The organism is Stenotrophomonas sp. NPDC077421 (genome assembly GCF_049545505.1).
Lineage (GTDB): Bacteria > Pseudomonadota > Gammaproteobacteria > Xanthomonadales > Xanthomonadaceae > Stenotrophomonas > Stenotrophomonas nematodicola.
Genome location: NZ_JBMWDP010000020.1, coordinates 37421 through 60776 on the forward strand (window position 1 = coordinate 37421; position 23356 = coordinate 60776).

The 23356-nt window shown below is 68.5% G+C and carries 21 protein-coding genes; 12 read left to right on the top strand and 9 right to left on the bottom strand.

Translation table 11 applies throughout. From position 1 onward, the window contains the following. Positions 1 to 22 precede the first annotated feature (22 nt). From ACPEH1_RS12360 to ACPEH1_RS12380, 5 genes are all read right to left on the bottom strand, one after another. A complete protein-coding gene (locus ACPEH1_RS12360; protein WP_153165486.1) occupies positions 23 to 862 on the bottom strand; it encodes a PhzF family phenazine biosynthesis protein in 840 nt (279 codons plus the stop codon). A gap of 217 nt (positions 863 to 1079) precedes the next feature. After that, positions 1080 to 1673 carry a cysteine dioxygenase family protein gene (locus ACPEH1_RS12365; protein WP_136005747.1) on the bottom strand — a complete coding sequence of 198 codons (594 nt, stop codon included), beginning with the start codon at positions 1671 to 1673 and terminating at the stop codon, positions 1080 to 1082. Between the two features lie 115 nt (positions 1674 to 1788). Then, positions 1789 to 2652 (bottom strand): rhamnogalacturonan acetylesterase, encoded by an 864-nt coding sequence (locus ACPEH1_RS12370; protein WP_423715854.1) that lies wholly within the window; start codon positions 2650 to 2652, stop codon positions 1789 to 1791. Next, positions 2652 to 4274, bottom strand: a complete 1623-nt coding sequence (locus ACPEH1_RS12375) for a carboxylesterase/lipase family protein (RefSeq protein ID WP_423715855.1) — start codon at positions 4272 to 4274, stop codon at positions 2652 to 2654. The genes ACPEH1_RS12370 and ACPEH1_RS12375 overlap by 1 nt, the downstream gene beginning before the upstream one ends. Beyond that, a complete protein-coding gene (locus ACPEH1_RS12380; RefSeq protein ID WP_423715868.1) occupies positions 4267 to 5220 on the bottom strand; it encodes an alpha/beta hydrolase in 954 nt (317 codons plus the stop codon). Before ACPEH1_RS12380 ends, ACPEH1_RS12375 begins: the two co-directional genes overlap by 8 nt. Positions 5221 to 5418: 198 nt before the next feature. Between ACPEH1_RS12380 and ACPEH1_RS12385 the strand changes: the two genes are divergently transcribed. From ACPEH1_RS12385 to ACPEH1_RS12430, 10 genes are all read left to right on the top strand, one after another. Next, positions 5419 to 6240, top strand: coding sequence for a 2-keto-4-pentenoate hydratase (locus ACPEH1_RS12385; RefSeq protein ID WP_206147398.1), 822 nt, complete (start codon positions 5419 to 5421; stop codon positions 6238 to 6240). A 37-nt stretch (positions 6241 to 6277) separates the two neighbouring features. Next, the gene (locus ACPEH1_RS12390; RefSeq protein ID WP_026070685.1) at positions 6278 to 7282 is read left to right on the top strand and encodes a TRAP transporter substrate-binding protein; all 1005 of its coding nucleotides are present in this window, start codon (positions 6278 to 6280) and stop codon (positions 7280 to 7282) included. A gap of 12 nt (positions 7283 to 7294) precedes the next feature. After that, complete coding sequence (locus ACPEH1_RS12395) at positions 7295 to 7828, top strand: TRAP transporter small permease (RefSeq protein ID WP_423715856.1); 534 nt, start codon at positions 7295 to 7297, stop codon at positions 7826 to 7828. A 3-nt stretch (positions 7829 to 7831) separates the two neighbouring features. Then, entirely contained in the window at positions 7832 to 9115 is a 1284-nt protein-coding gene (locus tag ACPEH1_RS12400; RefSeq protein WP_017355513.1) for a TRAP transporter large permease, read from the top strand. Next, positions 9088 to 10248: a pectate lyase gene (gene pelA / locus ACPEH1_RS12405; protein ID WP_312711327.1), complete on the top strand. Its 1161-nt coding sequence runs from the start codon at positions 9088 to 9090 to the stop codon at positions 10246 to 10248. Before ACPEH1_RS12400 ends, pelA begins: the two co-directional genes overlap by 28 nt. Positions 10249 to 10286: 38 nt before the next feature. Continuing rightward, the gene (locus ACPEH1_RS12410) at positions 10287 to 11867 is read left to right on the top strand and encodes a family 43 glycosylhydrolase (protein WP_423715857.1); all 1581 of its coding nucleotides are present in this window, start codon (positions 10287 to 10289) and stop codon (positions 11865 to 11867) included. Positions 11868 to 11910: 43 nt separating this feature from the next. Beyond that, positions 11911 to 12969, top strand: coding sequence for a LacI family DNA-binding transcriptional regulator (locus ACPEH1_RS12415; RefSeq protein WP_017355510.1), 1059 nt, complete (start codon positions 11911 to 11913; stop codon positions 12967 to 12969). Positions 12970 to 13185: 216 nt separating this feature from the next. Further along, positions 13186 to 14034: a 5-dehydro-4-deoxy-D-glucuronate isomerase gene (kduI, locus tag ACPEH1_RS12420; protein WP_423715858.1), complete on the top strand. Its 849-nt coding sequence runs from the start codon at positions 13186 to 13188 to the stop codon at positions 14032 to 14034. A gap of 67 nt (positions 14035 to 14101) precedes the next feature. Continuing rightward, entirely contained in the window at positions 14102 to 14857 is a 756-nt protein-coding gene (gene kduD / locus ACPEH1_RS12425) for a 2-dehydro-3-deoxy-D-gluconate 5-dehydrogenase KduD (protein ID WP_423715859.1), read from the top strand. Positions 14858 to 14990: 133 nt separating this feature from the next. Next, the gene (locus ACPEH1_RS12430; protein WP_312709702.1) at positions 14991 to 16097 is read left to right on the top strand and encodes a GDSL-type esterase/lipase family protein; all 1107 of its coding nucleotides are present in this window, start codon (positions 14991 to 14993) and stop codon (positions 16095 to 16097) included. A gap of 104 nt (positions 16098 to 16201) precedes the next feature. Here the strand turns inward: ACPEH1_RS12430 and phhA are convergent, their stop codons facing one another. Further along, entirely contained in the window at positions 16202 to 17098 is an 897-nt protein-coding gene (gene phhA / locus ACPEH1_RS12435; RefSeq protein WP_026070682.1) for a phenylalanine 4-monooxygenase, read from the bottom strand. Positions 17099 to 17225: 127 nt separating this feature from the next. Between phhA and ACPEH1_RS12440 the strand changes: the two genes are divergently transcribed. Continuing rightward, on the top strand, positions 17226 to 17708 hold the full coding sequence (locus tag ACPEH1_RS12440; RefSeq protein WP_017355505.1) for an Lrp/AsnC family transcriptional regulator: 483 nt from the start codon (positions 17226 to 17228) through the stop codon (positions 17706 to 17708). A gap of 47 nt (positions 17709 to 17755) precedes the next feature. Here ACPEH1_RS12440 and ACPEH1_RS12445 read toward each other — a convergent pair whose 3' ends face one another. Both ACPEH1_RS12445 and ACPEH1_RS12450 read right to left on the bottom strand, forming a co-directional pair. Further along, the gene (locus ACPEH1_RS12445) at positions 17756 to 18751 is read right to left on the bottom strand and encodes a patatin-like phospholipase family protein (RefSeq protein ID WP_423715860.1); all 996 of its coding nucleotides are present in this window, start codon (positions 18749 to 18751) and stop codon (positions 17756 to 17758) included. A gap of 49 nt (positions 18752 to 18800) precedes the next feature. Next, positions 18801 to 19826, bottom strand: a complete 1026-nt coding sequence (locus ACPEH1_RS12450; protein WP_136005733.1) for a TIGR00266 family protein — start codon at positions 19824 to 19826, stop codon at positions 18801 to 18803. Positions 19827 to 20036: 210 nt separating this feature from the next. Between ACPEH1_RS12450 and ACPEH1_RS12455 the strand changes: the two genes are divergently transcribed. After that, complete coding sequence (locus tag ACPEH1_RS12455) at positions 20037 to 22304, top strand: TonB-dependent receptor (protein ID WP_423715861.1); 2268 nt, start codon at positions 20037 to 20039, stop codon at positions 22302 to 22304. Between the two features lie 80 nt (positions 22305 to 22384). Here the strand turns inward: ACPEH1_RS12455 and ACPEH1_RS12460 are convergent, their stop codons facing one another. Beyond that, positions 22385 to 23236 carry an acid phosphatase gene (locus tag ACPEH1_RS12460; RefSeq protein WP_423715862.1) on the bottom strand — a complete coding sequence of 284 codons (852 nt, stop codon included), beginning with the start codon at positions 23234 to 23236 and terminating at the stop codon, positions 22385 to 22387. Positions 23237 to 23356: the final 120 nt, after the last annotated feature.

The following is a 23356-nucleotide window of genomic DNA, read 5'->3' on the forward strand; positions in this document are numbered from 1 at the left end:
CATGGTCTCAACCCCATGCCGCCTACAACGTCACCGACCCTTCAATGCAGGTCACGCACGCACCGCCGATCCATACGGTTTCCCCCACCCGCTCCACCTGTACCCGCCCGGCCCGGCCCAGTACCGTGCCCTGGCTGATCACATACCGGTCGGGTGAGCTGCCTTCCCGCAGCAGCCACCGTGCAATCCCCGCATTGAGGCTGCCGGTCACCGGGTCCTCCGGCGCGGCCTCACCGGCAATGAAGGCGCGCGACTCGAACTGCGCGTCCACACCGTCGTTTGCATCGCACGCCGCGAACACGCCCACCATCAGTCCCTCCAGCGCGACGTAGTCGGGCCGCACGGCCAGCACTGCCGCACGACTGCGCAGACGCACCGCCAACCAGGGAGGGCCGTTGTCGACCCATTGCGCATCCATCAGGTCATCGGCGGCAACGCCCAGTCCTGCCCGCACGCGCGCGTGCAGCGCGGGCTCCAGGGGCCCCTCGCGTCGCAACGGGGGCGCTTCAAACGCCACCCCGGACGCATCCCGGCGAATCCGCACCAACCCGATCCCGCACTCCTGCACGATCTCCCCCCCGTGCGGCACGCCGCCATTGGCCAGCCACGCATGGCAGCTGCCCAGGGTGGGATGCCCGGCGAACGGCAGTTCACCCAGGGTGGTGAAGATGCGCACCCGGTAGTCGGCGCGTGGGTCGGTTGGCGTCGAGACGAAGGTGGTCTCGCTCAGGTTGGTCCAGCGCGCAAAGGCCGCCATGCGCGCCTCACTCAGCCCATCGGCCTGCAGCACCACAGCCAACGGGTTGCCCAGCAGCGGGTCGGTACTGAAGACGTTGATCTGCAAGAAGGGGTGGATGGACATGGGACGCTCCTGCGCGTGGGGTGGGTCATTCTCGCCTGGCCGCGCGGTGGAAGGCATCGACGGTGGGTCGGCTGCTCCTGGCTCCGGCATCGGACTGCTGCGCGCTGCGCGAAGCCGACCAGAGGTCGGCTCTACGAGGGGGGCGACCAGAGTCGGCTTTGCGGGGGGGCGACCAGAGTCGGCTTTGCGAGGCCAGCAATGCGCGCGGTGCGTGCGCCTAGGCGGCGTCGGTTTCCATGACCTGCAACCGCCGCTGGTACCAGCCCTGCGTGCCATCGGGTTCGAAGACCGCGCTGCGGGTCATCTCGCCCTCGTAGACATGCACCGAGATGGCCAGCTCGTCGTCGCTGGTGTTGCGGATGGTGTGGTACTCGTGCGGCGGAATCAGGCTGCCGGCGCTGCCGCAGTCGCCAAGGATCGCGGGCTCGGCGCGGAACCGGAAGCGCTCGCCCTCGCGTTCCAGCAGCTGGTACTGGGTGATCTCCAGCTGCCCCAGCCACACGCCTTCCACGCACCACAGACCGCTGTGGTCGTGCAGCGGCGTGCCCTGGCCCGGCCCCCAGCTCATCGCCACGATGCTGTAGCCGTGCGCACTGCTGCGGTACAGCTCGCGCCGCGCGTAGTGGTCGGCGATCGGGCGATGTACACACGCAGGCAACTGGATGCGGCTGTCGGCGATGGCATCACGCAACGCGCCACGCAGGGTGGCGGCGATCCGATGGGCATCGTCGTGCTGCACCGCGTGGTCGATGGCCGCGATCAGTCGATCACGACCATGAAACGGCGGAAACGGATTGAGATGCTCTTGCATATCCCCAGTCTAGGCGATCCGCGTCAACGGCGTGTTTGACCCAAATCACGGCCATTGCGCTACGTTGCGCGAACTAGCGATCAATTCGCCGATTTTGGTTTAGCGCACCTATCGATCAGGGAATCAGCATGGAGCGCAGCGCCGGCACTTCGCGCGCCAGTTCGGTGGTGACCAGCGTGGCGAACACCGCCGCACCGTCCGGCCCGAGGTGGGTGTAGTCGAAGGCCACCTTGGCCTGGCCCATCGGCTCGGCCACGGCGTTGTTCTGCACCGCCGGCGCACCCGCGACGGGCGCGGCGCCGACAGTGGTGCCGCCCAGCGCGGCGCTGACCTGTTCCGCGCTGGGGGCGGCCTGTGCCAGCGGCATCGCACCGACCGGGCCAAGCGCCTGCACCACCGCGCGGCTGCGCGCGTGCAGGTCGACCAGCGGCACGTCCAGCTCGCGTGCCACCGCACGCACGACGTCGGCCCACGGCGCCAGATCGTCAATCAACACGCCCTGGGCGAACTGCCGGCGGGTCAACGGCGTCAGCAGCACCGGCTGTGCGCCTGCCGCGCGGATCTCGCGCACGTAGCGGCGCAGGTTGTCCGGGAACTCGCGCTGCAGGTCGGTCGAGCGGCCCGGCTTGCCCGGCTGGTCATTGTGGCCGAACTGCACCAGCACCCAGGTGGTCGCATAGCCCGGCGTGCGCATTTCCGCCTCGGCCAGCGCCCACGAGCCCTCGGCGCGGTAGTTGTAGGTGCTGCGGCCACCGCGCGCCAGGTTGGTGCAGGTCAGGAACGAAGTGACATGGCGGGCGCAGAACGCCGGCCCCCAGCCGCCCTGCACCGCCGTGGTGGAATCGCCGACGAGCACGATCTTGCCGGCACGGATCGGGGTCGGGGCCGGGCGGTCGCCGATCGCCGGATCGGTGGCGGCGTGGGCCGCGCCCGTCGTGAGCCACAGCAGGCTGCCCAGCAGCCAGGATGCATGCCGCATCAGAACGTACCTCGTTGGATGAAGGGAACCTGCTGGTAGAGGCGGCGCTCGCCGCCGCGCGGATCGTCGGCCTGCTGCGAGGTGGCGTCGAACAGCATGGTCTGGCGGCGCTCGAGCGAATAGGTCTGCCACTGCGGCAACGCGGCATGGTTGGGGTCGCCGTGGCGGGCAAAGGCGATCAGCGCCGAGCTCATTGTGGCCGCCACGCGCGTGGCCTCTTCGCCATCGCCGGTGCGGGAGCCGGGCTGGCCGGTGGTGTCGAACACCAGCGGGATGTCGAGCGTGTGGAAGGCGCCGAGCCTGCCGCCGTCCACCGGTGAACCCCAGTCCAGCTGGTAGGCCCAGGTGGGTGCGCCCTGCCGGGCCCGTGCCTCCAGCTCCTCCACCGCGCCGCGCCACGAGCGCCCGGCGGTCGTGGCGGCGAAAAACACGTCCGAGGGCGTGTAGTGCGGATACAGGCGGCGATACTCGGCAATCACCACCGCCGGCAGCAGATCAACGTACTGCTCCTTCTCCAACCTGGCCGGCAAGGTGTCCCAGGTGAGCGCGAAGTTGGCCGGGTCATTGCCGAGGAAGGCGCGGGTTTCATCGTGGGTGTTGCCGATCACCATCGGAATGCCGGCCGACTGCGCCGGCGCGTCCGGCCAGAACGGATGCGCCGGCAGCACGTGTCCGTCCAGTACGGGCCCCACATAGAGGCTGCTGTTCTCCACCCGCGACGGATCGCGCACGCGGGTGGCGGCCAGCAGCGCCTCCATCGGCATCATGCGCAGCGCATCGGTATCGGCCGCGCCCACCGCCTGCATCGCGATCTGCGCGCGCTGGGTGGCTGCGCGCGGGCCTGCCGCAGTGACCTGCTGGCCACTCATGGTCCACGCGCGCTGGAACAGCCCGCGCGCGGCCGGCATCGCCATCAGCGTGGCGATCTTGGCGCCGCCGCCGGACTGGCCGAACACGGTGATGTTGTCTGCGTCGCCACCAAACTCCGCCGCGTGCTGGCGCACCCACTGCAGCGCCTGCACCAGGTCGAGCTGCCCGACGTTGCCCGACGCGGCCAAGCGCGCATCGCCCAGCTGCGCCAGGTACAGGTAGCCGAATACGTTGAGACGGTGGTTGACGGTGACCACCACCACGTCGCCGCGCCGGCACAGCGCGCGGCCGTCATACAGCGGATCGCTGCCCGAGCCGTTGTTGTAGGCCCCGCCGTGGATGTAGAACAGGATCGGCCGCTTGCCGCCATCGCGCAGGGCCGGTGTCCACACGTTGAGGAACAGACAGTCTTCGCTGCCCGGTCCTTCGCTGCCACCCTGCGGCGCCGCATTGCCGTAGGCGAGCGCGTCGCGCACGCCGCGCCACGCCGCCTCCTGCACCGCCGGCTGGAAACGCCTGGACGCGGTATCGGCGCCGTAGGGAATGCCGCGGAACACGTTCACGCCCTGCTCCAGCTGCCCCCGCAGGCGGCCACCGCGCACGCGTGCCAGCGGTGCGGCATCGTGGCGCGGGCCCGGCACGCCGGCGAAGGCCGGCAGCAGCGGCAGACTGGTGGCGCCCAGCATCAGTGTGTAGCGCGCGCTGTCGCGCAGGAAACGGCGCCGGTGCAGATCGGTGGGGGACTCAGTCATGGCGCGTGGGCTCCGGGGGGCGCGAAGATATCCAGCGCAGGGCCAGGTCGGGCCACTGCGCAACGGTGGAGCCGGCAGGAATGCGCACGCCGAAGCCGTGGCCGCCGGACGGGAACAGATGCATCTCGGTGGACACGCCGGCGCGCAGCAGCGCCTGGTAATAGACCAGGCTGTTGTGCACGGACACCACGGTGTCGTCCTGCGCGTGCACCAGGAAAGTGGGCGGGGTGTCCGCGCGCACCTGCTCCTGCATCGAGAACCGGGCGTCCAGCGCGGCATCGGGGTGCGGCCCGAGCAGACGTGTCCGTGAGCCGGTGTGTGCGTGCGGACCCATGTCGATCACCGGGTAGATCAGCAGTGCGACATCGGGCCGCGCGCTGACCGCATCGATGGCATCGCGATGGGGATAGACCGGCGCGTCGAAGCCGGTGCTCAGCCGTGCGGCGACATGGCCACCGGCAGAAAAGCCCATGACGCCGAGGCGTGCCGGATCGAGCTGCCAGCGCGCTGCCCCGGCCCGGATCACCCGCATCGCGCGCTGCGCGTCGGCCAGCGCCGCCTGCCGATCGCTGCGCCCGGCCGGCAGCCGGTAGCGCAGCACGAACAGCGTGACCCCGCCCTGCGCGACGAACGGCGGCACCAGTGCGGTGCCTTCCTTGTCCAGCACGATGCGCTGGTAGCCGCCGCCGGGAATGACCAGCAGGCCGGTGCCGTTGGGGCGTGCGGGCCGGTACACGACCAGGTAGGGCGCATCGACATTGTCGATGTAGCGGTCGGGAAACGCCGGATCGGTGCTGCGCTCGACCACGTTGGGCACGCGCGGCGGACCCTGCTCGCCGGGCACCTGGCCGGTCGGCCACAGCGCGAGGCGGTCCGGGGTGCCCGGGGCCGGCTCGGTACCGGCCGCGCGCCCGGCGGCGTGGAGGGGAAAGCACAGCCCGGCCATCAGCAACCAGCCGGCCAGCAACGGCATCACTACAGCGCGTGGCATCCGCAAACGTCCTTCTGCAGGGGGTAGGGAACGGTCATGGTGACTGCCGGCGCGATTCTGACGCGCTGCACATTGCCAATGACACCGGTTTACCATATACAGCACATCCAAGCGCTGTCGATTGGCAGTGCAACAAATCATCGGGAGACCCGCTTGAGCAACGACCAGGGCAAACAGGACCTGCCAGACCAGGGGTTGGGCGAGATCGCCCGCGCGTTCGTCAGTGCCCGCCAGCAAGGGCAGGCATTGGCTGATTTTCCGGGTGATATTCCCGACGATCTGCTCACGGCCTACCGTGTGCAGGATCTGGCCATCGATCTCTGGGATGACCGCGTGGTGGGCTGGAAGGTGGGTTACATCGCCGCCGAGCGTCGCGACGGGTCCGGCGACGACCGGCTGCTGGGCCCGATTTTCTCGCGTCGGCTCTGGAATGCTACCGGTGGAACAGTGGACATTCCGGTGTTCGTCGGCGGCTTTGGCGCGGTCGAAGCCGAGTTCGTGATCCAGCTTGAGCAGGATGCCCCGGCCGACAAACTGCACTGGACGCCCGAGGAAGCCGAGGCGCTGCCGTCCCGGCTGTTCATCGGCGTGGAAGTGGCCAGCAGCCCGCTCGCCACCATCAACAAACTCGGCCCGCGCGTAGTGGTGTCCGACTTCGGCAACAACAACGGCCTGGTGCTGGGCGCGGAGATCCCGGACTGGACCGCGCTGGACGACGCCGACCTGCGGGCGGAAACCCGTATCGAGGGCGAGGTGGTCGGCACCGGCGGTGCGACCCTGCTGCCAGGCGGCCTGCGCACCGCCTACGCGTTCGCGCTGGCGCGCTCGGCCCAACGCGGCCGCCCGCTCAAGGCCGGCGACCTGATCGCCAGCGGCAATGCCACCGGCATCCATGACATTGCGGTGGGCCAACAGGCATTGATCCGTTTCGCCGGCTACGGCGACATTACCTGCAAGGCCATCGCCGCCGGGTAACCGCGCGGACATGGCGAGCACGCTTGGGAGGGCGCAGATGTTCACTCGCAGAAGTTTCATGGCCACCGGTCTGGGCGCGCTTGCCGTGCCCGCGCTGACGGCCTGCTCACGGTCGTCCAATGCCGCACCGGCCGGCGCGCAGCTGTTGACCGCCACCGACGTCCACGTCGCCGATTACCCGACCGTGACCGCGGTGAAGTGGATCGGCAGGACGCTCGAGGAAAAGACCGGCGGCCGGCTGCGCCTGCGCCAGTACCACTCCGGCCAGCTCGGCCGCGAATCCGAAGCGATCGACATGGCCCGCTTTGGTGTCATCGACATCACCCGCGTTTACTCCGGGGCGCTGAACAACGCCTTCCCGCTGACCCAGGGGCTGTGCCTGCCCTACGTGTTCGAGTCGGTGGCGCACATGCGCCGCGCGCTCGACGGCGGCGTGGCCGACACGGTGCTGCAGGGCTTCGAGCACCGCGATCTGGTCGGTCTGGCGATCTACGATTCCGGCGCGCGCTGCTTCTACAACACCAAGCATCCGATCGTGGAACCGAAGGATCTGCACGGCCTCAAGCTGCGCGTGGCGTCCTCGGACATCTTCATCCAGCTGATGCGCCTGCTCGGTGCCAACCCGACGCCGATGTCGCTGGGCGACACCTTCTCCGGCATGGAAACGCACATGATCGACGGTGCGGAAAACAACATGCGCAGCTTCCACTCCAGCCGCCATTTCGAGGCCGCGCACTACTGGTCGCAGAGCGACCACTCGTATGCGCCGGACGTGCTGCTGATGTCGCGGCAGAGCTTCGATGCGCTGAGCCCGGCCGACCGTACCCTGGTGATCGAGACCGCGCGCGAGTCGGTGCAGGTGATGCGCGAACAGTGGGACGCCTCGGAAAACACCGCCCGCCAGGCCGTTGCCGATTTCGGCATCCGCTTCAACGAGGTCGACATGCCGGCCTTCCGCAAGGCCGCCGACCCGTTGCTGCAGCAGTACCTGCAGCAGCCGGAGCTGGCCGCCCTCACCCGTCGCATCCGCGACTTCGCCTGAGGCCCTGCCGCGATGTCCGACCCGATTTCCGAAACCTCTGCCGACCTGCGTTCGGCACCGCAGCGCGTGCTGGACCGCATTGCCGACGTGGCCATCCACATCGCCGTCATCGCCCTGCTCGGGCTGGTAGTGGTGCAGGGCTGGCAGGTGTTCGCCCGCTACGTGATCAACGATTCGCCGAGCTGGACCGAGCCGGTGACCCTGCTGCTGCTGGCCACGGCCATGAGCCTGGGCGCGGCCACCGGCGTGCACACGCGCCGCCACTTCGGCTTCTTCCTGCTCGCCGCGCACATGCGCCCCGGCCTGCGCCGCGCGGTGGACATGTTCGCCGCGCTGGTGGTGGTGGTGCTGGGCGCGGTGATCGCCTGGTGGGCGGCCGTGCTGCTGCTTGACGGGCTGGACATCAAGACCGCCGGCGCCAACCTGCCACAGAGCATCAACTACCTGCCGCTGTCGATCGGCGGCGCGCTGATGGCGGTGTTCGCGCTCAACCAGATGGTGCAGGCCGCGCAACCGCCGGTTGCCGACGCAGAAGGAGACCGCTGAGTCATGGGTATTACGATTCTCTTCACCGTTTTTGCGGTGCTGCTGCTGCTCGGTGTGCCGGTGGCGTATGCGCTGGCCGCCGCCGCGCTGGCAACGCTGTGGTACCTGGACCTGCCCACGCTGGTGCTGGTCCAGCAGATCTCCGCCGGCACCGGGTCGGCCTCGCTGATCGCCATTCCGCTGTTCATTTTCGCCGGTGAAATCATGATGCGCGGCGGCATTTCCGAGCGCCTGATCTCGCTGGCCTCCTCGCTGGTCGGGCGCCTGCGCGGTGGCCTGGGCCAGGTGTCGATCCTCTCCTCGCTGTTCTTCGGTGGCGTGTCCGGTTCGGCCATCGCCGACGTGTCGGCCGTCGGCGGCACGATGATCCCGCAGATGGTCAAGCGCGGCTACGACCGCGACTTCGCCGTCAACGTGAGCATCACCGCCGCGCTGGTGGCGCTGCTGGTGCCGCCGTCGCACAACCTCATCCTGTTCTCGGCCGCGGCCGGTGGCGGGCTGTCGATTGCCGATCTGTTCGCGGCCGGTATCGCCCCGGCGCTGCTGATGACCGTGGCCCTGATGGTCACCGGGTATGTGGTTGCGCGGCGTCGCGGCTATGGCGTGGAAGTGTTCCCCGGCTGGCGTGCTGTCACACTGCGGCTGGTCTCCGCCCTGCCCGGGCTGGGCCTGGTCGCGCTGATCTTCGTCGGTATCCGTGCGGGCATCTTCACCGCAGTGGAGAGCGCGGCCATTGCGGTGGTATACGCGCTGCTGGTCACCACGGTGCTGTACCGCCAGCTCAACTGGCGCGAGTTCCTTGGCACGGTCACCCATGCCGCGCGCAGCACCGGCGTGATCCTGTTCGTGATTGCCACCGCCGCGGTGTTCGGCTGGCTGCTGGCCTACCTGGAAGTGCCGGCGGCGGCGGTGGAGTTCCTGCAGTCCTTCGCGCACAGCAAGTTCATGGTGCTGCTGATGATCGTGGTGATGCTGCTGCTGCTGGGCACCTTCATGGATCTGGCGCCGATGATCCTGATCTGCACGCCGATCTTCCTGCCGGTGGCCAAGGCCTACGGCATCGATCCGATCCACTTCGGCCTGGTGCTGGTGCTGACCGGCGGGCTGGGGCTGGTGACGCCGCCGGTGGGGTCGGTGCTGTTCATCGGCACCTCGATCGGCAAGATCACCGTCGGCGAGAGCATGCGCTCGATCTGGCCGTTCTGGTTCGCCGCGTTGGGCGTGCTGCTGGTCGTGGCCTTCTTCCCGGAGTTGTCGCTGTGGCTGCCGACCCTGCTGCGCGCCTGACCATGCGGCGCCTTGCCGCCCTGCTGCTGATCGCCCTGCCCTGCGCCGCATCTGCGGCGCAGGCGCAGGACATTCCGCTGCGCGCCTTCCAGGACGCGATCAACCACTGGCAGAGCGGGCACGGCACGGACTACCCGCGCTACCGCCCCGACCAGTACCGGGAGATCGCCGACAACCTGGTGCTGCTGCAGCACCGTGGGGGCGGCTGGGCGGTCAACCAGGATCCGCAGCGGATCCTCGATGACCGCGCGCGTGCCGAGGTGGTGGCCGCGCAGGCCACCGCCGGCGGCAGCTTCGACAACCGCAACATCCATACGCAGGTGGCCTACCTGGCGCAGGCCTTCGATCGCAGTGGCGATCCGCGCTATCGCCAGGCCGCCGTCCGCGGGCTGGATTTCATCCTCGCCGAGCAGATACCGGCGTGCGGCGGCTGGCCGCACTCGGTGCCGTCGCGTACCGCGTACCACGGCCACGTCACCTTCGCCGACGATGTCACCAGCGGCGTGCTGACCACGCTGAGGCGGGTGCAGCAGGACCCGGTCTTCGCCTTCATCGACGCCGACCAGCGCGCCCGCGTCGACCGCGCCGTGCGCCAGGGCGATGCCTGCGTGCTGCGCCTGCAGGTGCGCCAGGGCGACGCGTTGACGATCTGGGCCGGGCAGTACGACCCGGCCACGCTGCAGCCCGCGCAGGGACGCCGCTTCGAGCTGCCGGCGCTGGTCGTCGACGAAAGCGTGGGCGTGGTGCGCTACCTGATGTCCATTCCCGACCCGTCGCCCGAGGTGATCGCGGCGGTGGACGGGGCGATGGCCTGGTTCCAGGCCCATGCGCTGCAGGGCGTGCGCCTGGAGACCTTCGACGCCGAGCCGGCGCAGTTCCAGCATCACCGCAGCACCATCGACCGCCGCCTGGTGGACGATCCCGGCGCACCGCCGCTGTGGGGCCGCTTCCACGACCTGCGCGACAGCAGCGTGGTGCTGGCCAACCGCGAGGGGGAACGCGTGGCGCGCTTCGACCAGGTGCCGCGCGAGCGCCGCACCGGTTACCACTGGTACGGCACCTGGCCACAGGCGCTGATCACCACCGATTACCCGCGCTGGCAGCAGCGCCTTGCCCGGACCGGTACGCGCTGAGCGCGGCCGGACCACGATCCACCATCAGGAGAGAACGGATGCATCTGCGCAAGACCCTGGCGAGCTTCGCCACCGCCTGCCTGCTGCTGGCCGGGGCCGGCCATGCCGCCGAGCCGTCCACCGCCTGGACGCGCGGCATCGAGAACCAGCGTCAGGCCGACCTGGGCAACGGCACGTTCCTCAACCCGGTGTTCGCCGGCGACCGCCCCGACCCGTCGGTGCTCAAGGACGGCGAGGACTACTACCTGACCCTGTCCTCCTTCGACGCCTATCCCGGGTTGCCGATCTGGCACTCGCGCGACCTGGTCAACTGGCAGCCGCTGGGCCACGCCATCACAAAGAACGTGGGCGCGATCTGGGCGCCGGACATCGTCAAGCACGGCAGCCGCTACTACATCTATTTCCCCGCCCGCACCGGCGAGCACCGCAGCAACTTCGTGGTCTGGGCCGACAGTATCAAGGGCCCGTGGAGCGAGCCGATCGACATCGGCCTGGGCGGCTACATCGATCCGGGCCATGCCGTGGGTGAAGACGGCAAACGCTATCTGTTCCTGAGTGGCGGCGACTACGTGCAGCTGGCCGACGACGGCCTCAGCGTGGCCGGCACGCCCAGACACGTCTACGACGGCTGGAAATACCCGGAAAGCTGGGATGTGGAGGCCTACGCGCAGGAAGGGCCGAAGATCAATTTCCGCGATGGCTGGTACTACATGACCACCGCCGTGGGCGGCACCGCCGGCCCGCCGACCGGCCACATGGTGATCACCGCGCGCTCGCGCTCGATCCACGGGCCGTGGGTGAACGCGCCAAACAACCCGATCATGCGCACCCGCTCGGCCGCCGAGCCGTGGTGGTCGCGTGGCCATGCCACCGTGATCGAGGGCACCGACGGGCGCTGGTGGATGATGTACCACGGCTACGAGAACGGGTACTGGACGCTGGGCCGCCAGGCGCTGCTGGAGCCGATCGAGTGGACCGCCGATGGCTGGTTCGTGGCCAAGGGCGGCGACCTCGGCCAGCCGCTGGCCAAGCCCTCCGGAACCTCGGTGGGCGCGCATGGCATGGCGCTGTCGGACACCTTCGCCGGCCCGGCGCTGGGCGCGCAGTGGTCCTTCTTCAACCCGGCGCAGGACGAATACCGCCGCCTGGACTTCAGTGGCGAGGGCCTGCTGCTGCAGGGCAAGGGCCAAACCCCGCGCGACAGCTCGCCGCTGACCGCCATTGCCGGCGACAAGGCCTACCAGTTCGAGGTGGAGATGGAGATCGCCCCCGGCGCGGTCGGCGGCGCCCTGCTCTTCTACAGCGACCGCCTGTACGTGGGCGTGGGCAGCAACGGCGAGAAGTTCATCATGCACCGCTACGGCGAGGAGCGCCCCACCCGCCTGGCCCCCAGCGCCACCGGCGGCCGGCTGTGGCTGCGGGTGACCAACAACCGCCATATCGTCACCATCCACTCCAGCACCGACGGCAAAACCTGGCAGAAGTACCCGGTTCAGATGGAAGTCTCCGGCTACCATCACAATGTGGCCGGGAAGTTCCTGGCCCTGAAACCGGCGCTGTACGCCGCCGGCGACGGCAAGGTCCGCTTCCGCAACTTCCGCTACCGCGCCCTCGATTGAGAGGGCCGCTAGAATCCCCTGACTCATCCCGGTTCGAAACGACATGTCATTGCGCAGCAAAACCGATCCGTCCCCGCACGGATTGACCAAGGGCAAGGCCGCCACGATCAACGACATCGCGCGTCTGTCCGGGGTATCCAAGAAGACCGTCTCGCGCATCATCAACAACTCCCCGCTGGTGCGTAAGGACACGCGCGAGAAGGTCGAGGCGCTGATGCGCGAAGTCGGCTACGCGCCCGATCCCCTGGCGCGCGGGCTGGCGTTCCGCCGTTCGTTCCTGATCGGCATGGTGTACGACAACCCCACCGCCCAGTACATCGTGGACATGCAGTACGGCGCGCTCGACGCGCTGCGCGGCTCCAGCTTCGAGCTGGTGGTGCACCCGTGCGACTCGCGCAGCCCCGGCTACATCGAGGGTGTGCGCCGCTTCGTGCAGCAGCAGAAGCTGCACGGCGTGATCCTGGTGCCGCGTGCGTCGGAAGACCAGGCGCTGGTGGACATGCTCGACGAGATCGGCTGCCGCTTCACGCGCATCGCCTCGCTGCCGCTGGACGACACCTCGCAGATGGTGGTCACCCACGACCGCGACGGTGCGGCCGAAGCGGCCGATTACCTGCTGTCGCTGGGCCATCGCGACATCGCGCTGGTGACCGGCCCGAGCGCCTACCGTTCGGCGCACGAGCGCACCGCCGGGTTCATCGATGCCCTCGCCCAGCGCGGTATCGAACTGCCGCCGGCGCGCATCGTGGAGGCCGGTTATACCTTCGAATCCGGTGTGGCCGCCGCCGAGAAGCTGCTGCTCGGCAAGCAGCGCCCGACCGCGATCTTCACCGGCAACGATGAAATGGCGGCCGGTGTGTACAAGGTCGCCCTGCGCGCGGGGATCAACATCCCGCGCCAGCTCTCGATCATCGGCTACGACGACAGCCCGCTGGCCTCGCGCCTGTGGCCGTCGCTGACCTCGGTGCGCCGCCACACCCGTGACACCGGGCGTACCGCCGCGGCGATGCTGATCCAGCCCGATGGCCAGGCCGCGCTGCAGATCGCCAGCGTGCGCCCGCACCTGATCGTCCGCGATTCCTGCCAACCGCCGGAGGATTGACCCGCGCCGCGATGGCAACGACGCGTCGTCATCATCAACGCGTCGCCACACGCCGGGTCAACCGGTTGCCGATCGCACCGCCTTTCCCACCTGTGCATGGGGCGGCCCGCCCGCCCCACCTTGCACCGCAAAATGACACCGGTTTCCTATCTGGCTAGAATGATCGGAAACCGCGCCGGGGCCGACCCGTCGGCCCACCCCTGCTCTGGAGACGCCATGTACTGCAAGACCCACTACGCCACCCATCCCGACGCCATCAAGGGCGCCAGCAACGACGACCTGCGCGAGCTGTACCTGCTCGACGGCCTGTTCAATGCCGATGCGGTGACGCTGAAGTACACCCACTACGAGCGCTTCGTGCTCGGCGGTGCCGCCCCGGTCACCGGCCCGGTCTCGCTGCCGCGGCAGACCGAACCGGCCTCGGCCGCAGGCCATGCCTTCCTGGAGCGCCGCGAGCTGGGCGTGATCAACGTCGGCAGCGGCAGCGGCACCGTCACCGTGGACGGTACCGTCTACACCCTCGGGCCGAAGGACGGCCTGTACGTGGCGATGGGCAGCGAAGAGGTGGTGTTCGCGTCCGACGATGCCGCCAACCCGGCGCAGTTCTACCTGGCCTCGACCCCGGCGCATGCGCGCTTCGAGACCAAGGCGCTGTCGATCAAGGACGCGGTGGCCCTGGACCGCGGTGCGCTGGAAACCAGCAACGAACGCACCATTTACCAGTACATCGTGCCGGCCACCTGCCAGTCCTCGCAGCTGCTGCTGGGCCTGACCGTGCTCAAGCCGGGCAGCGTCTGGAACACGATGCCGCCGCATCTGCACGACCGCCGCAGCGAAGTGTATTTCTACTTCGATCTGGGCCAGAACGACCGCGTGTACCACTTCATGGGCGAGCCGGACGCGCAGCGCCACATCGTCATCCAGAACAACGAAGCGGTGGTGTCCCCGCCGTGGTCGATCCACATGGGCGCCGGCACCAGCAACTACGCCTTCATCTGGGCGATGGGCGGCGAAAACCTGGACTACGCCGACATGCACGTGCTGGACATCTGCCAGCTCAAGTGACCCCTCGCGCGCCGCCCCGCAGCGCGCGGGCGGCGCCTGTTACGCATTGAAAAGGACCGCATACGCAATGGCTAATCCGTTCAGTCTGGAAGGCAAGGTCGCTCTGGTCACCGGTGGCAATACCGGCCTGGGGCAGGGCATCGCGGTGGCATTGGCGCAGGCCGGTGCCGACGTCGCCGTGGCCGGCATCGCGCCGCCCACCGAGACCATCGCCAAAATCACCGCGCTGGGCCGCCGCTGCCTGGCGATCGAAGCCAACCTGATCAGCATCGAACCGGTCGAGCGCGTCATCCGCGAAACCGTCGAGGGCGTGGGTGGCCTGGACATCCTGGTCAACAACGCCGGCCTGATCCGTCGCGCCGATGCCGTGGACTTCAGCGAGAAGGACTGGGACGACGTGATGAACGTCAACATCAAGTCCGCGTTCTTCATCTCGCAGGCGGCTGGCCGGCACTTCATCGCGCAGGGCCGCGGCAAGATCATCAACATCGCCTCGATGCTGTCCTTCCAGGGCGGCATCCGCGTGCCGTCGTACACCGCCAGCAAGAGCGGCATCGCCGGCATCACCCGTCTGCTGGCCAACGAATGGGCCGGCAAGGGCATCAACGTCAACGCGATCGCGCCCGGCTACATGGCCACCGACAACACCGCCGCGCTGCGCGCCGACGAGGACCGCAACAAGTCCATCCTCGACCGCATCCCGGCCGGCCGCTGGGGCACCCCGGAAGACCTGGGGGGCACGGCGGTGTTCCTGGCCTCCAGCGCCTCGGACTACGTCAACGGTGCGGTGCTGCCGGTCGACGGCGGCTGGCTGGCCCGGTAAGCCCCACGCTCGAACGATGCGCCCACGCGGGCAGACGATGGGCGCCCTCGGGCGCCCATCTGTCATCCGGGTTTTTCCCTTTGCCCGGCAGTGCCGGCCGATGGCCGGCAACTCTCCCTCCAGGAGCATGACCATGCTGCGTTTGCTGCTGTCCCTGTCGCTGCTGCTCGCAGCCTCCAGCGCGCTGTGCGCCCCGCACCGCGTCTTCATTGCCGGTGACTCCACCGCCGCCGCGTACGGCCCGGAGCGCGCGCCACAGGCCGGCTGGGGCCAGGCCCTGCAGAGCTATCTCGATCCGGCGGGGTGGGAGGTGCGCAACCACGCCAAGGGCGGCCGCAGCTCGCGCAGTTTCATCGATGAGAAACGCCTGGAGGCGATCGCCGCCGAGCTGCAGCGCGGCGATGTGCTGCTGATCCAGTTCGGCCACAACGATGCGAAGGTGGAAGACCCCACCCGCTACACCGATCCGGCCGGCGCGTATCCGCAGTACCTGATGCGCTACGTGCAGCTGGCGCGCGACAAGGGCGCCACGCCGGTGCTGATCACCCCGGTGGCGCGGCTGCTGTACGACTTCGGGTCGCTGCTGGATACGCATGGGCTGTACACCCAGGCGATGAAGCAGCTGGCCGTGCGCGAACAGGTGGCGCTGATCGACCTCAACGCCCGTTCCACGCACTGGATCCGTGCGCTGGGCGAGCAGGGCGCAAAACCGTACTTCATGTTCGTGCCCGAACAGAACAAGGCCGACGGCACGCACTTCAGCCAGGCCGGTGCGACGGCAGTGGCGTGCCTGGTGATGCGCGACTGGGTGGCGTTGCAGCCGGAGTTGACGCCTGCGTTGAAGCGCGACATCGACTGCGACGTGAGCCAGCCCGCAGGGCAGGGCGCCGATCCGGGAAAGCCTTCGCGGGTGGTGCACGAGCGCGACATCGCCATCGCCCAGCCCGGCCCGCATGGTGGTGCCGGCCCCACGACCGCCTACCCGTTCTTTGCCGACGACACGGACCTGCCGTTCGTGCTGCGCAAGCGCGTGCTGCACAAGGGCGCCGGCATTGGCCTGCACCCCCAGCACAAGGACGAGATCTATTACATCGTCAGTGGGCAGGGCAGCTATGTGCTGGACGGCAGGCAGTACGACGTGGCAGCAGGCGACGCGTTGCTGACCCGGGTGGGCAGCCTGCATGCGCTGCAGCAGCGTGGGGAGCAGGATCTGGTGGTACTGCTGGCGTATCCGCGCTAGCGCGGCGCAGCCGGGCAGAGCCCGGCTCTACGGTGCGGGGCAGCCGGGCAGGGCCCGGCTCTACGGTGCGGCGCAGCCGGGCAGAGCCCGGCTCTACGCGGCGGTCATACGTCGCCGCCGTCCGCCCAGCCTTCGCCGGTGCCGGCATGGAAGACCGTGTCGCCGTCCTGTACGTCACCGGCCGGCAGATGCGGCTGCGCTTCCAGCGCGGCATAGATCGGGGTGAAGTCCGGTGCCGTGGCCTGCATCAGCTGTTCGAAGCTGTCGATGACGAAGTAGGTCTTCTGGAAGGTGTCGATGCGGTAGCGGGTGCGCATGATCCGCTCCAGGTCGAAACCGATGCGGTTGGGCGCGTCCGATTCCAGCGAGTACAGCGACTCGCCCTTGGACGAGACGATGCCGGCGCCGTAGATGCGCAGCCCTTCGGGCGTGTTGATCAGGCCGAATTCCACCGTGTACCAGTACAGGCGGGTGAGGTGCTGCAGCGCTTCCGGGCCGATCGCGTGCGCCTTGACGCCGCCGCGCCCGTAGGCCGCCATGTAGTCGGCGAACACCGGGTTCATCAGCAGCGGTACGTGCCCGAACAGGTCGTGGAACATGTCCGGCTCGGCGATGTAGTCGATCTGGTCGGGGCGGCGGATCCACCAGGTGACCGGGAAGCGGCGGTTGGCCAGGTGGTCGAAGAAGTCCAGTTCGGGCAGCAGCCCCTCCACACCGACCAGGGTCCAGCCGGTGGCTGCGCCGAGTACCTCGTTGAGCTGGTCGAAGCGCGGGATCATGTGCGCGCTCATGCCCATCTCGTCCTGCGCCTGCAGGAACTCCCGGCTGGCACGGCCTTCCAGCAGCTCACGCTGGCGCTGGTACAGCGTGCTCCAGGTGGCGTGGTCGTCGGCGGTGTAGCTGTCCCAGGGCTGTTCCACGATGGCGGTGGTATAGACCGGCACGTAGCCCTTGTCGGTCTGCTGGTGTTCGACGCGGCGCGGGGCGGTGGCGGTGTCCATCGTGGTGGTCTCCTGCGAAGTCATCTGTCGATGCTAGGGCAGGGTGCGCGCAAGAGGATTGCAAAGTTGCACAGATATGACGGGTTGGCGCAATATCATTGCGTCCATTCAATGTTGCGGAGCAGCAATGTCCGGGGATGCCCAGTTCGACCGCACGGATCTGCGTCTCCTGGCGGAGATCCAGCAACATGGCCGCGCCACCAACGCCGAACTGGCGGCGCGCGTGAACCTGTCCCCGTCTGCCTGCCTGCGCCGCGTGCAGCGCCTGGAGAGCGAGGGTGTGATTGCCGGCTACGGTGCGCGCCTGGAGCCGCGCCGGATCGGCCTGGGCCTGCAGGCGTTCGTGCGCGTGCAGCTGGAGAAGCACGACCAGCATGCCATCGGCGTGTTCGCCGACAGCGTGGTGGAGTGGGATGAAGTGGTGGCCTGCCACGCACTGACCGGCGACATGGACTATCTGCTGCACATCTACGTGCGCGACCTGGAGCATTTCTCCAGTTTCCTGCTCGACAAGCTGCTCAACGCGGCCGGCGTGGCCGACGTGAATTCGAGCTTCGTGCTGCGTACCGTGAAGGACTTCCGGGCGCTGCCGCTCTCGCAGCTGGAATAAGGGCGAGCCCTTGTTCCAGCGGGTAGAGCCGACCGTTGGTCGGCGCCTCAGCCGTCGCACTTTTCCTTGCGGCCCATCAGCCTGCCCATGCGCGAAGGTTCATCGCACGTCGGCTTGGGCGGCGGGGCCAGGGCTGCGGCGCGCGCGCGCTGCAGCTGCTGCACCTTGGCGCGGATCTGCGGCATGACCGCCATCGCGGCCTTCTCGCCTTCGAGGATCGCGTTGTTGCGCTGGCTGAAATCGGCCGCGCCGATATCCAGCACCTTCGGGCGGATGATGATGTCCGCACGGGCCAGCTCCTGCTCGCCCAAACGCTGGCCCATGATCGAAATGGACTGGTTGACGATGCCGAGCATGCCGGTCGGCGACTTGCCGCTGGCCTTGCTGGAGATGTCCACGGCGATGACGATGTCCGCGCCAAGCTGGCGTGCCGCGTCCACCGGCACCGGACTGACCACACCGCCATCGACGAAGCTGTTTCTGCCGATCTTCACCGGTTCGAACACCCCGGGGATGCTGCTGGATGCGCGCACGGCCTGGCCGACGTTGCCGCGCACGAACAACGCGCGCTCGCCGGTATCCAGATTGGTGGCCACGGCAGCGAAGGGCTTTTTCAGCTTCTCCGCGGGACGGTTGTCGACCTGCGCGTTGACGTAGTCCTGCAGCTTCTGGCCTTGCACCAGACCACCGGAGAACAGGCGCACGTCGCGGATGCTGGCTTCATCCAGGGCCACCGCCTTGGACTGCATCTGGAAGGCGTCCATGCCGCTGGCATACAACGCACCGACCACGCTGCCGGCGCTGGTGCCCGATACCACCACCGGCTCGAAACCGTTGGCTTCGAGCATCTTGATCACGCCGATATGGGCAAAGCCCTTGGCCGCACCGCCACCGAGTGCCACGCCGATCTTCACCGGCTTGGCCTGCGCGACCGGCACCGCCGCCGGGGGCGGGGTCGGGCGGACGGGATCGCCGCCGCACCCGGCCAGCAGGCCGAGCAGGGCAACGGACAGCACGAGACGGGTCTGGCGGAAGGCGGTCATGGCATCGGCGTAAAGTGAATGGGCGATAGCATACCGGGTCGTACCGGCCTCAGAAGCGGTTGTCGCCGTCGAGGATGCGGCCGATCCCGCCCAGCACCGAGCCTTCGCCGCGGCTCTGGCCACCGGCCTGCGGCGCGGCCATCCACATCCGACCGGCCAGGCGCGAGAACGGCAGCGACTGCAGCCATACCTTGCCGGGGCCGGTCAGCGTGGCCAGGAACACGCCTTCGCCGCCGAACACCATGCTCTTGATCCCGGCCACGCGGCGCACGTCCATGTCCACGCTGGCGTGGTAGGCCACCACGCAGCCGGTGTCCACGTCCAGGCGTTCGCCGGCTGCCAGCTCGCGCTCCACCACGCAACCGCCGGCATGGATGAACACCCAGCCGTCGCCCTCGAGCTTCTGCATGATGAAGCCCTCGCCGCCGAACAGGCCGGTCATGATCTTGCGCTGGAACTGCACGCCGATCTGCACGCCGCGCGCGCCGGCCAGGAAGCTGTCCTTCTGGCAGACCAGACGGCCGCCATGCTGGTCCAGCTTCATGGGCAGCACGGTGCCGGGGTAGGGCGCGGCGAAGGCAACCTTGGCCTTGCCCTGGCCGGTGTGCGTGTAGAGCGTGGCGAACAGGCTTTCGCCGGTCAGCACGCGCTTGCCGGCCGACATCAGCTTGTCCATCAAGCCACCGCCCTGGCCGCTGTGCGAGCCGTCGCCGAACACGGTGTCCATCTGGACCGAGGCGTCCTTGAACATCAGCGCGCCGGCTTCGGCGATGGCGCTCTCGCCCGGGTCCAGCTCGATCTCCACGAACTGCATTTCATGCCCGACGATGCGGAACTCGATATCGTCGGCGCGCTGGCTGCGGCCGCCCGCTCCCGGCAGCGGCGGCGGCGCGCCGGTCGGGACGGCCGTGCTGGCCAGCAGCTCGGGCACCTCGCCGATCGCCATCCAGCCGCTCATGCCTTCGCACCAGACCAGCGCGCGCGGGTTGCTGCGGGCGTACTGGCGGGCGGCCTCGTCGTCGAGCGGTCCAACGCGGTCGGGCTGGGCGGTGCTGTGGAAGTACCACTGGGTCATGACGATGTACCTGGCTGGAAGGGAGCAGCGCCGGCCGCTGGCCGGCAACCCCGCCATCCTGCCAAATCCGGGCGACGTCCGCCCGGCGCCTTCACACCCGCGTGGCCGGATCTTGGTAATGAATGACCGGAATTTGCGACGCTGTTGCTGTACTGCAACAATTGTCTGGTAGCGCCGGTCCACCACCCCTCCCAACACAGCCTAAACGCCATGTTCCCGAACCGCACTGCCCACGGCCGGTTTCCGTCCGTGCACCCGCTCGTCATCGCCCTCGCCGCCCTGCTGCCATTGACGGCCGCAGCCCAGGACGCGCCCGCCGCCAAGGACCCGGTCGCCCTCGATACCCTGCAGGTGACGGCGCAGCGCCGTGTGGAAAACGCCAAGGACGTGCCGGTCTCGATCTCGGCCATCCAGGGGGAAAAGCTGGACGTGCTCGGTTCGGCCGGTGACGACATCCGCTTTCTGTCGGCACGCGTGCCCAGCCTGAACATTGAATCGTCCTACGGCCGTGCCTTCCCGCGCTTCTACATCCGCGGCCTGGGCAATACCGACTTCGATCTCAATGCCTCGCAGCCGGTCTCGCTGGTGTACGACGACGTGGTGCAGGAAAGCCCGCTGCTGAAGGGCTTCCCGCTGTTCGACCTGGCCGGTGTGGAAGTGCTGCGCGGCCCGCAGGGCACGCTGTTCGGCCGCAATACCCCCGCCGGCGTGGTGAAGTTCGATTCGGCGCGTCCGTCGCAGGATGCCGATGGCTACATCAAGGTTGCCTACGGCAGCTACAACACCTGGAACACGCAGGGCGCCTACGGCGGCCCGCTGACCGACCGCTGGTCGGCGCGCGTGTCGGCGCTGTACCAGCGCCGCGACGACTGGGTGACCAACACCCGCCAGAACGCGCCGGCGCAGGGCTTCGAAGGCTATGACGAAGCCGCCGCGCGCGTGCAGTTCCTGTACGAAGGCGATGATGTCGAAGCGCTGTTCAACCTGCACAAGCGCAAGCTCAACGGCACCGCGCGCCTGTTCCGCGCCAACATCATCAAGCCGGGCACCAACCAGCTGGTCGAGAACTTCGACCGCGACGACGTGTCCACCGACGGCGAGAACTTCTCGGACCTGGAAACCTGGGGCGGCAGCGCGCGCCTGCAGTGGAACCTGGGCCGCGTGACGCTGCACTCGATCACCGGTTACGAGACCGCCGAGTCGCTCAACCACGGCGACATCGACGGTGGCTACGGCGCGGCCTTCCTGGGCGCGGGCAATTATGGCCCGGGCTTCATCCCGTTCCCGTCCGAGTCGGCCGACGGCCTGCCGCACCATCGTCAGTGGACGCAGGAATTCCGCGTGGAATCCAACGAGTGGGGCCGCTTCGACTGGCAGGCCGGCGTGTTCTACTTCGATGAAGAAGTCACCATCGACAGCTTCAACTACGACTCGCTTACTCCGGGCAATCCGCAGACCGGCCATGCCGTGCAGACCCAGCGCAACAAGGCGTGGGCCGCGTTCGCTTCCGGCGATGTCGACGTGACCGAGCGCTTCAAGCTGCGCGGTGGCGTGCGCTACACGCAGGACAAGAAGGACTTCAGCGCCAGCGTGCTGCAGGCCGTGCAGGGGGGTACGCCGGTCAGCGGCCCGTACATCGCCAAGAGCGATGTCGACGACGTCAGCTGGGATCTGAGCGGTGTGTACCAGATCACCGACAACCTCAATGCCTACGCGCGCGTGGCCAAGGGCTTCCGCGCCCCGTCGATCCAGGGCCGCCTGGCCTTCGGCGGCGTGTCGCAGGCCGATTCGGAGAAGGTGATCTCCTACGAGGCCGGCATCAAGGCCGACCTGTTCGACCGTCGCGCCCGCCTGGGCTTCAACGTGTTCCGCTACAACGTGGACGGCCAGCAGTTGATCGCCGTGGGCGGCAGCAACAACACCGCCACCCTGCTCAACGCCGACAGGACCATCGGCCAGGGCGCCGAGCTGGACTTCGAAGCCTACCTGACCGACCACGTGCTGCTCACCCTGGGCAGCAGCTACAACGACACCGAGATCAAGGACCGCGACCTGGCGGTGGCGATCTGCGGTGGCGGCTGCACCATCACCGACCCGACCACCGTGATCAACGGCGGCACCTACGCGCTGGTCAACGGCAATCCGCTGCCGCAGGCGCCGAAGTGGATCCACAACCTGACCCTGCGTGCGGGCTTCCCGATCACTGACGCCAGCGAGCTGTACGTGTACACCGACTGGGCTTACCGCAGCGAAGTGAACTTCTTCCTGTACGAGTCCCCGGAGTTCCGCAGCCGTTCGTCGCTGGAAGGCGGCCTGCGCCTGGGCTACAACTGGGATTACGGCCAGTACGACGTTGCCGTGTACGGTCGCAACCTGACCGACCAGGTGCGTGTGGTCGGTGCGATCGACTTCAACAACCTGACCGGCTTCCTCAACGAGCCGCGTACGTTCGGCGTGGAGTTCACCGCGAAGTTCTGATGGCCGGGCGGGTGCCGACCACGCGTCGGCACCCGCTTCCGTAGCGCCGACCGTTGGTCGGCGGTTACACGCAAGGTCTCCTACAGCGCGCTTGCCGGCCGCACCTTCAGCACCGCTTCCTCGGCCGCGCAGTCGCGGCTGGAATGCAGGCCCGCCTTGCGCGCGGCGACGATCTCCTTTCGTGCGGCCATCAGGTCCTTGTTGAACGCGGCGTTGCCGTGCAGGCGCGCCACGGCGGCGGCGCCCATGAAACGCCCTTCGAGGATGTCGCTCTGCCAGTGCACGTTGCATACCAGCCGGCTTTCGCCGTAGTTGCGGCCACGGGCCTGGATCGCGTCGGCGCGGTCCGGCGCGATTTCGGACAGGATCAACGCCCAGGCCCAGCCGATCGAGGTGTGGCCTGACGGGTAGGAGCCATTGCCGCGCAGGTCCTGCTCGTCTTCCGGACTGCAGGTGGGTTCGTTGTCGACCATGAACGGCCGTGGGCGCTGGTAGTGCTTCTTCGCGGTGCGCGTGGCCGCGCTGGCATCGATGCGGCTGCGTTCCAGCAGACGGTACAGCGCCGGCGTCTTCACTGCGTCCACCTCCACGTCGATGGCGCAGGAGAACTGGTTGGCGCCGGCCGGGAAGCTTAGTTCGGCATCGCGGTGGGCCTGCGCGAAGCGCGGACTGTCGCGCAGCGCCCGTGCCTCGCGGCTGACCTGCTCATCCAGGGCGAAACCGGCCGAGCCGGCGGCCGGCGGTGCAGGCACCAGCGCCAGGCTGGCCGGCACCGCATCGGCGGGCAGATAGCCCACCGCCTTGGTCGTCACCGAGGCTTCCACGGGCGTGGCTGGCGGGGCGGCTGTCGTCGCGCAGCCGGCCAGCGCTGCGAGCAGGGCGGTGCCGAGCAGGGGGCGCAGGGCGGGGAAGGGCGTGAAGGTCGACGACATCGGCAGGTCTCGGAAACAGTCGGACGCGCATGATCGCAGCTTGCCCGCCCGCTGGCAGCGCCGGCCGTCATGCGGCCAGACCCGGCACAAACCACCCTGATCGACCGGCGAATCGGCTCA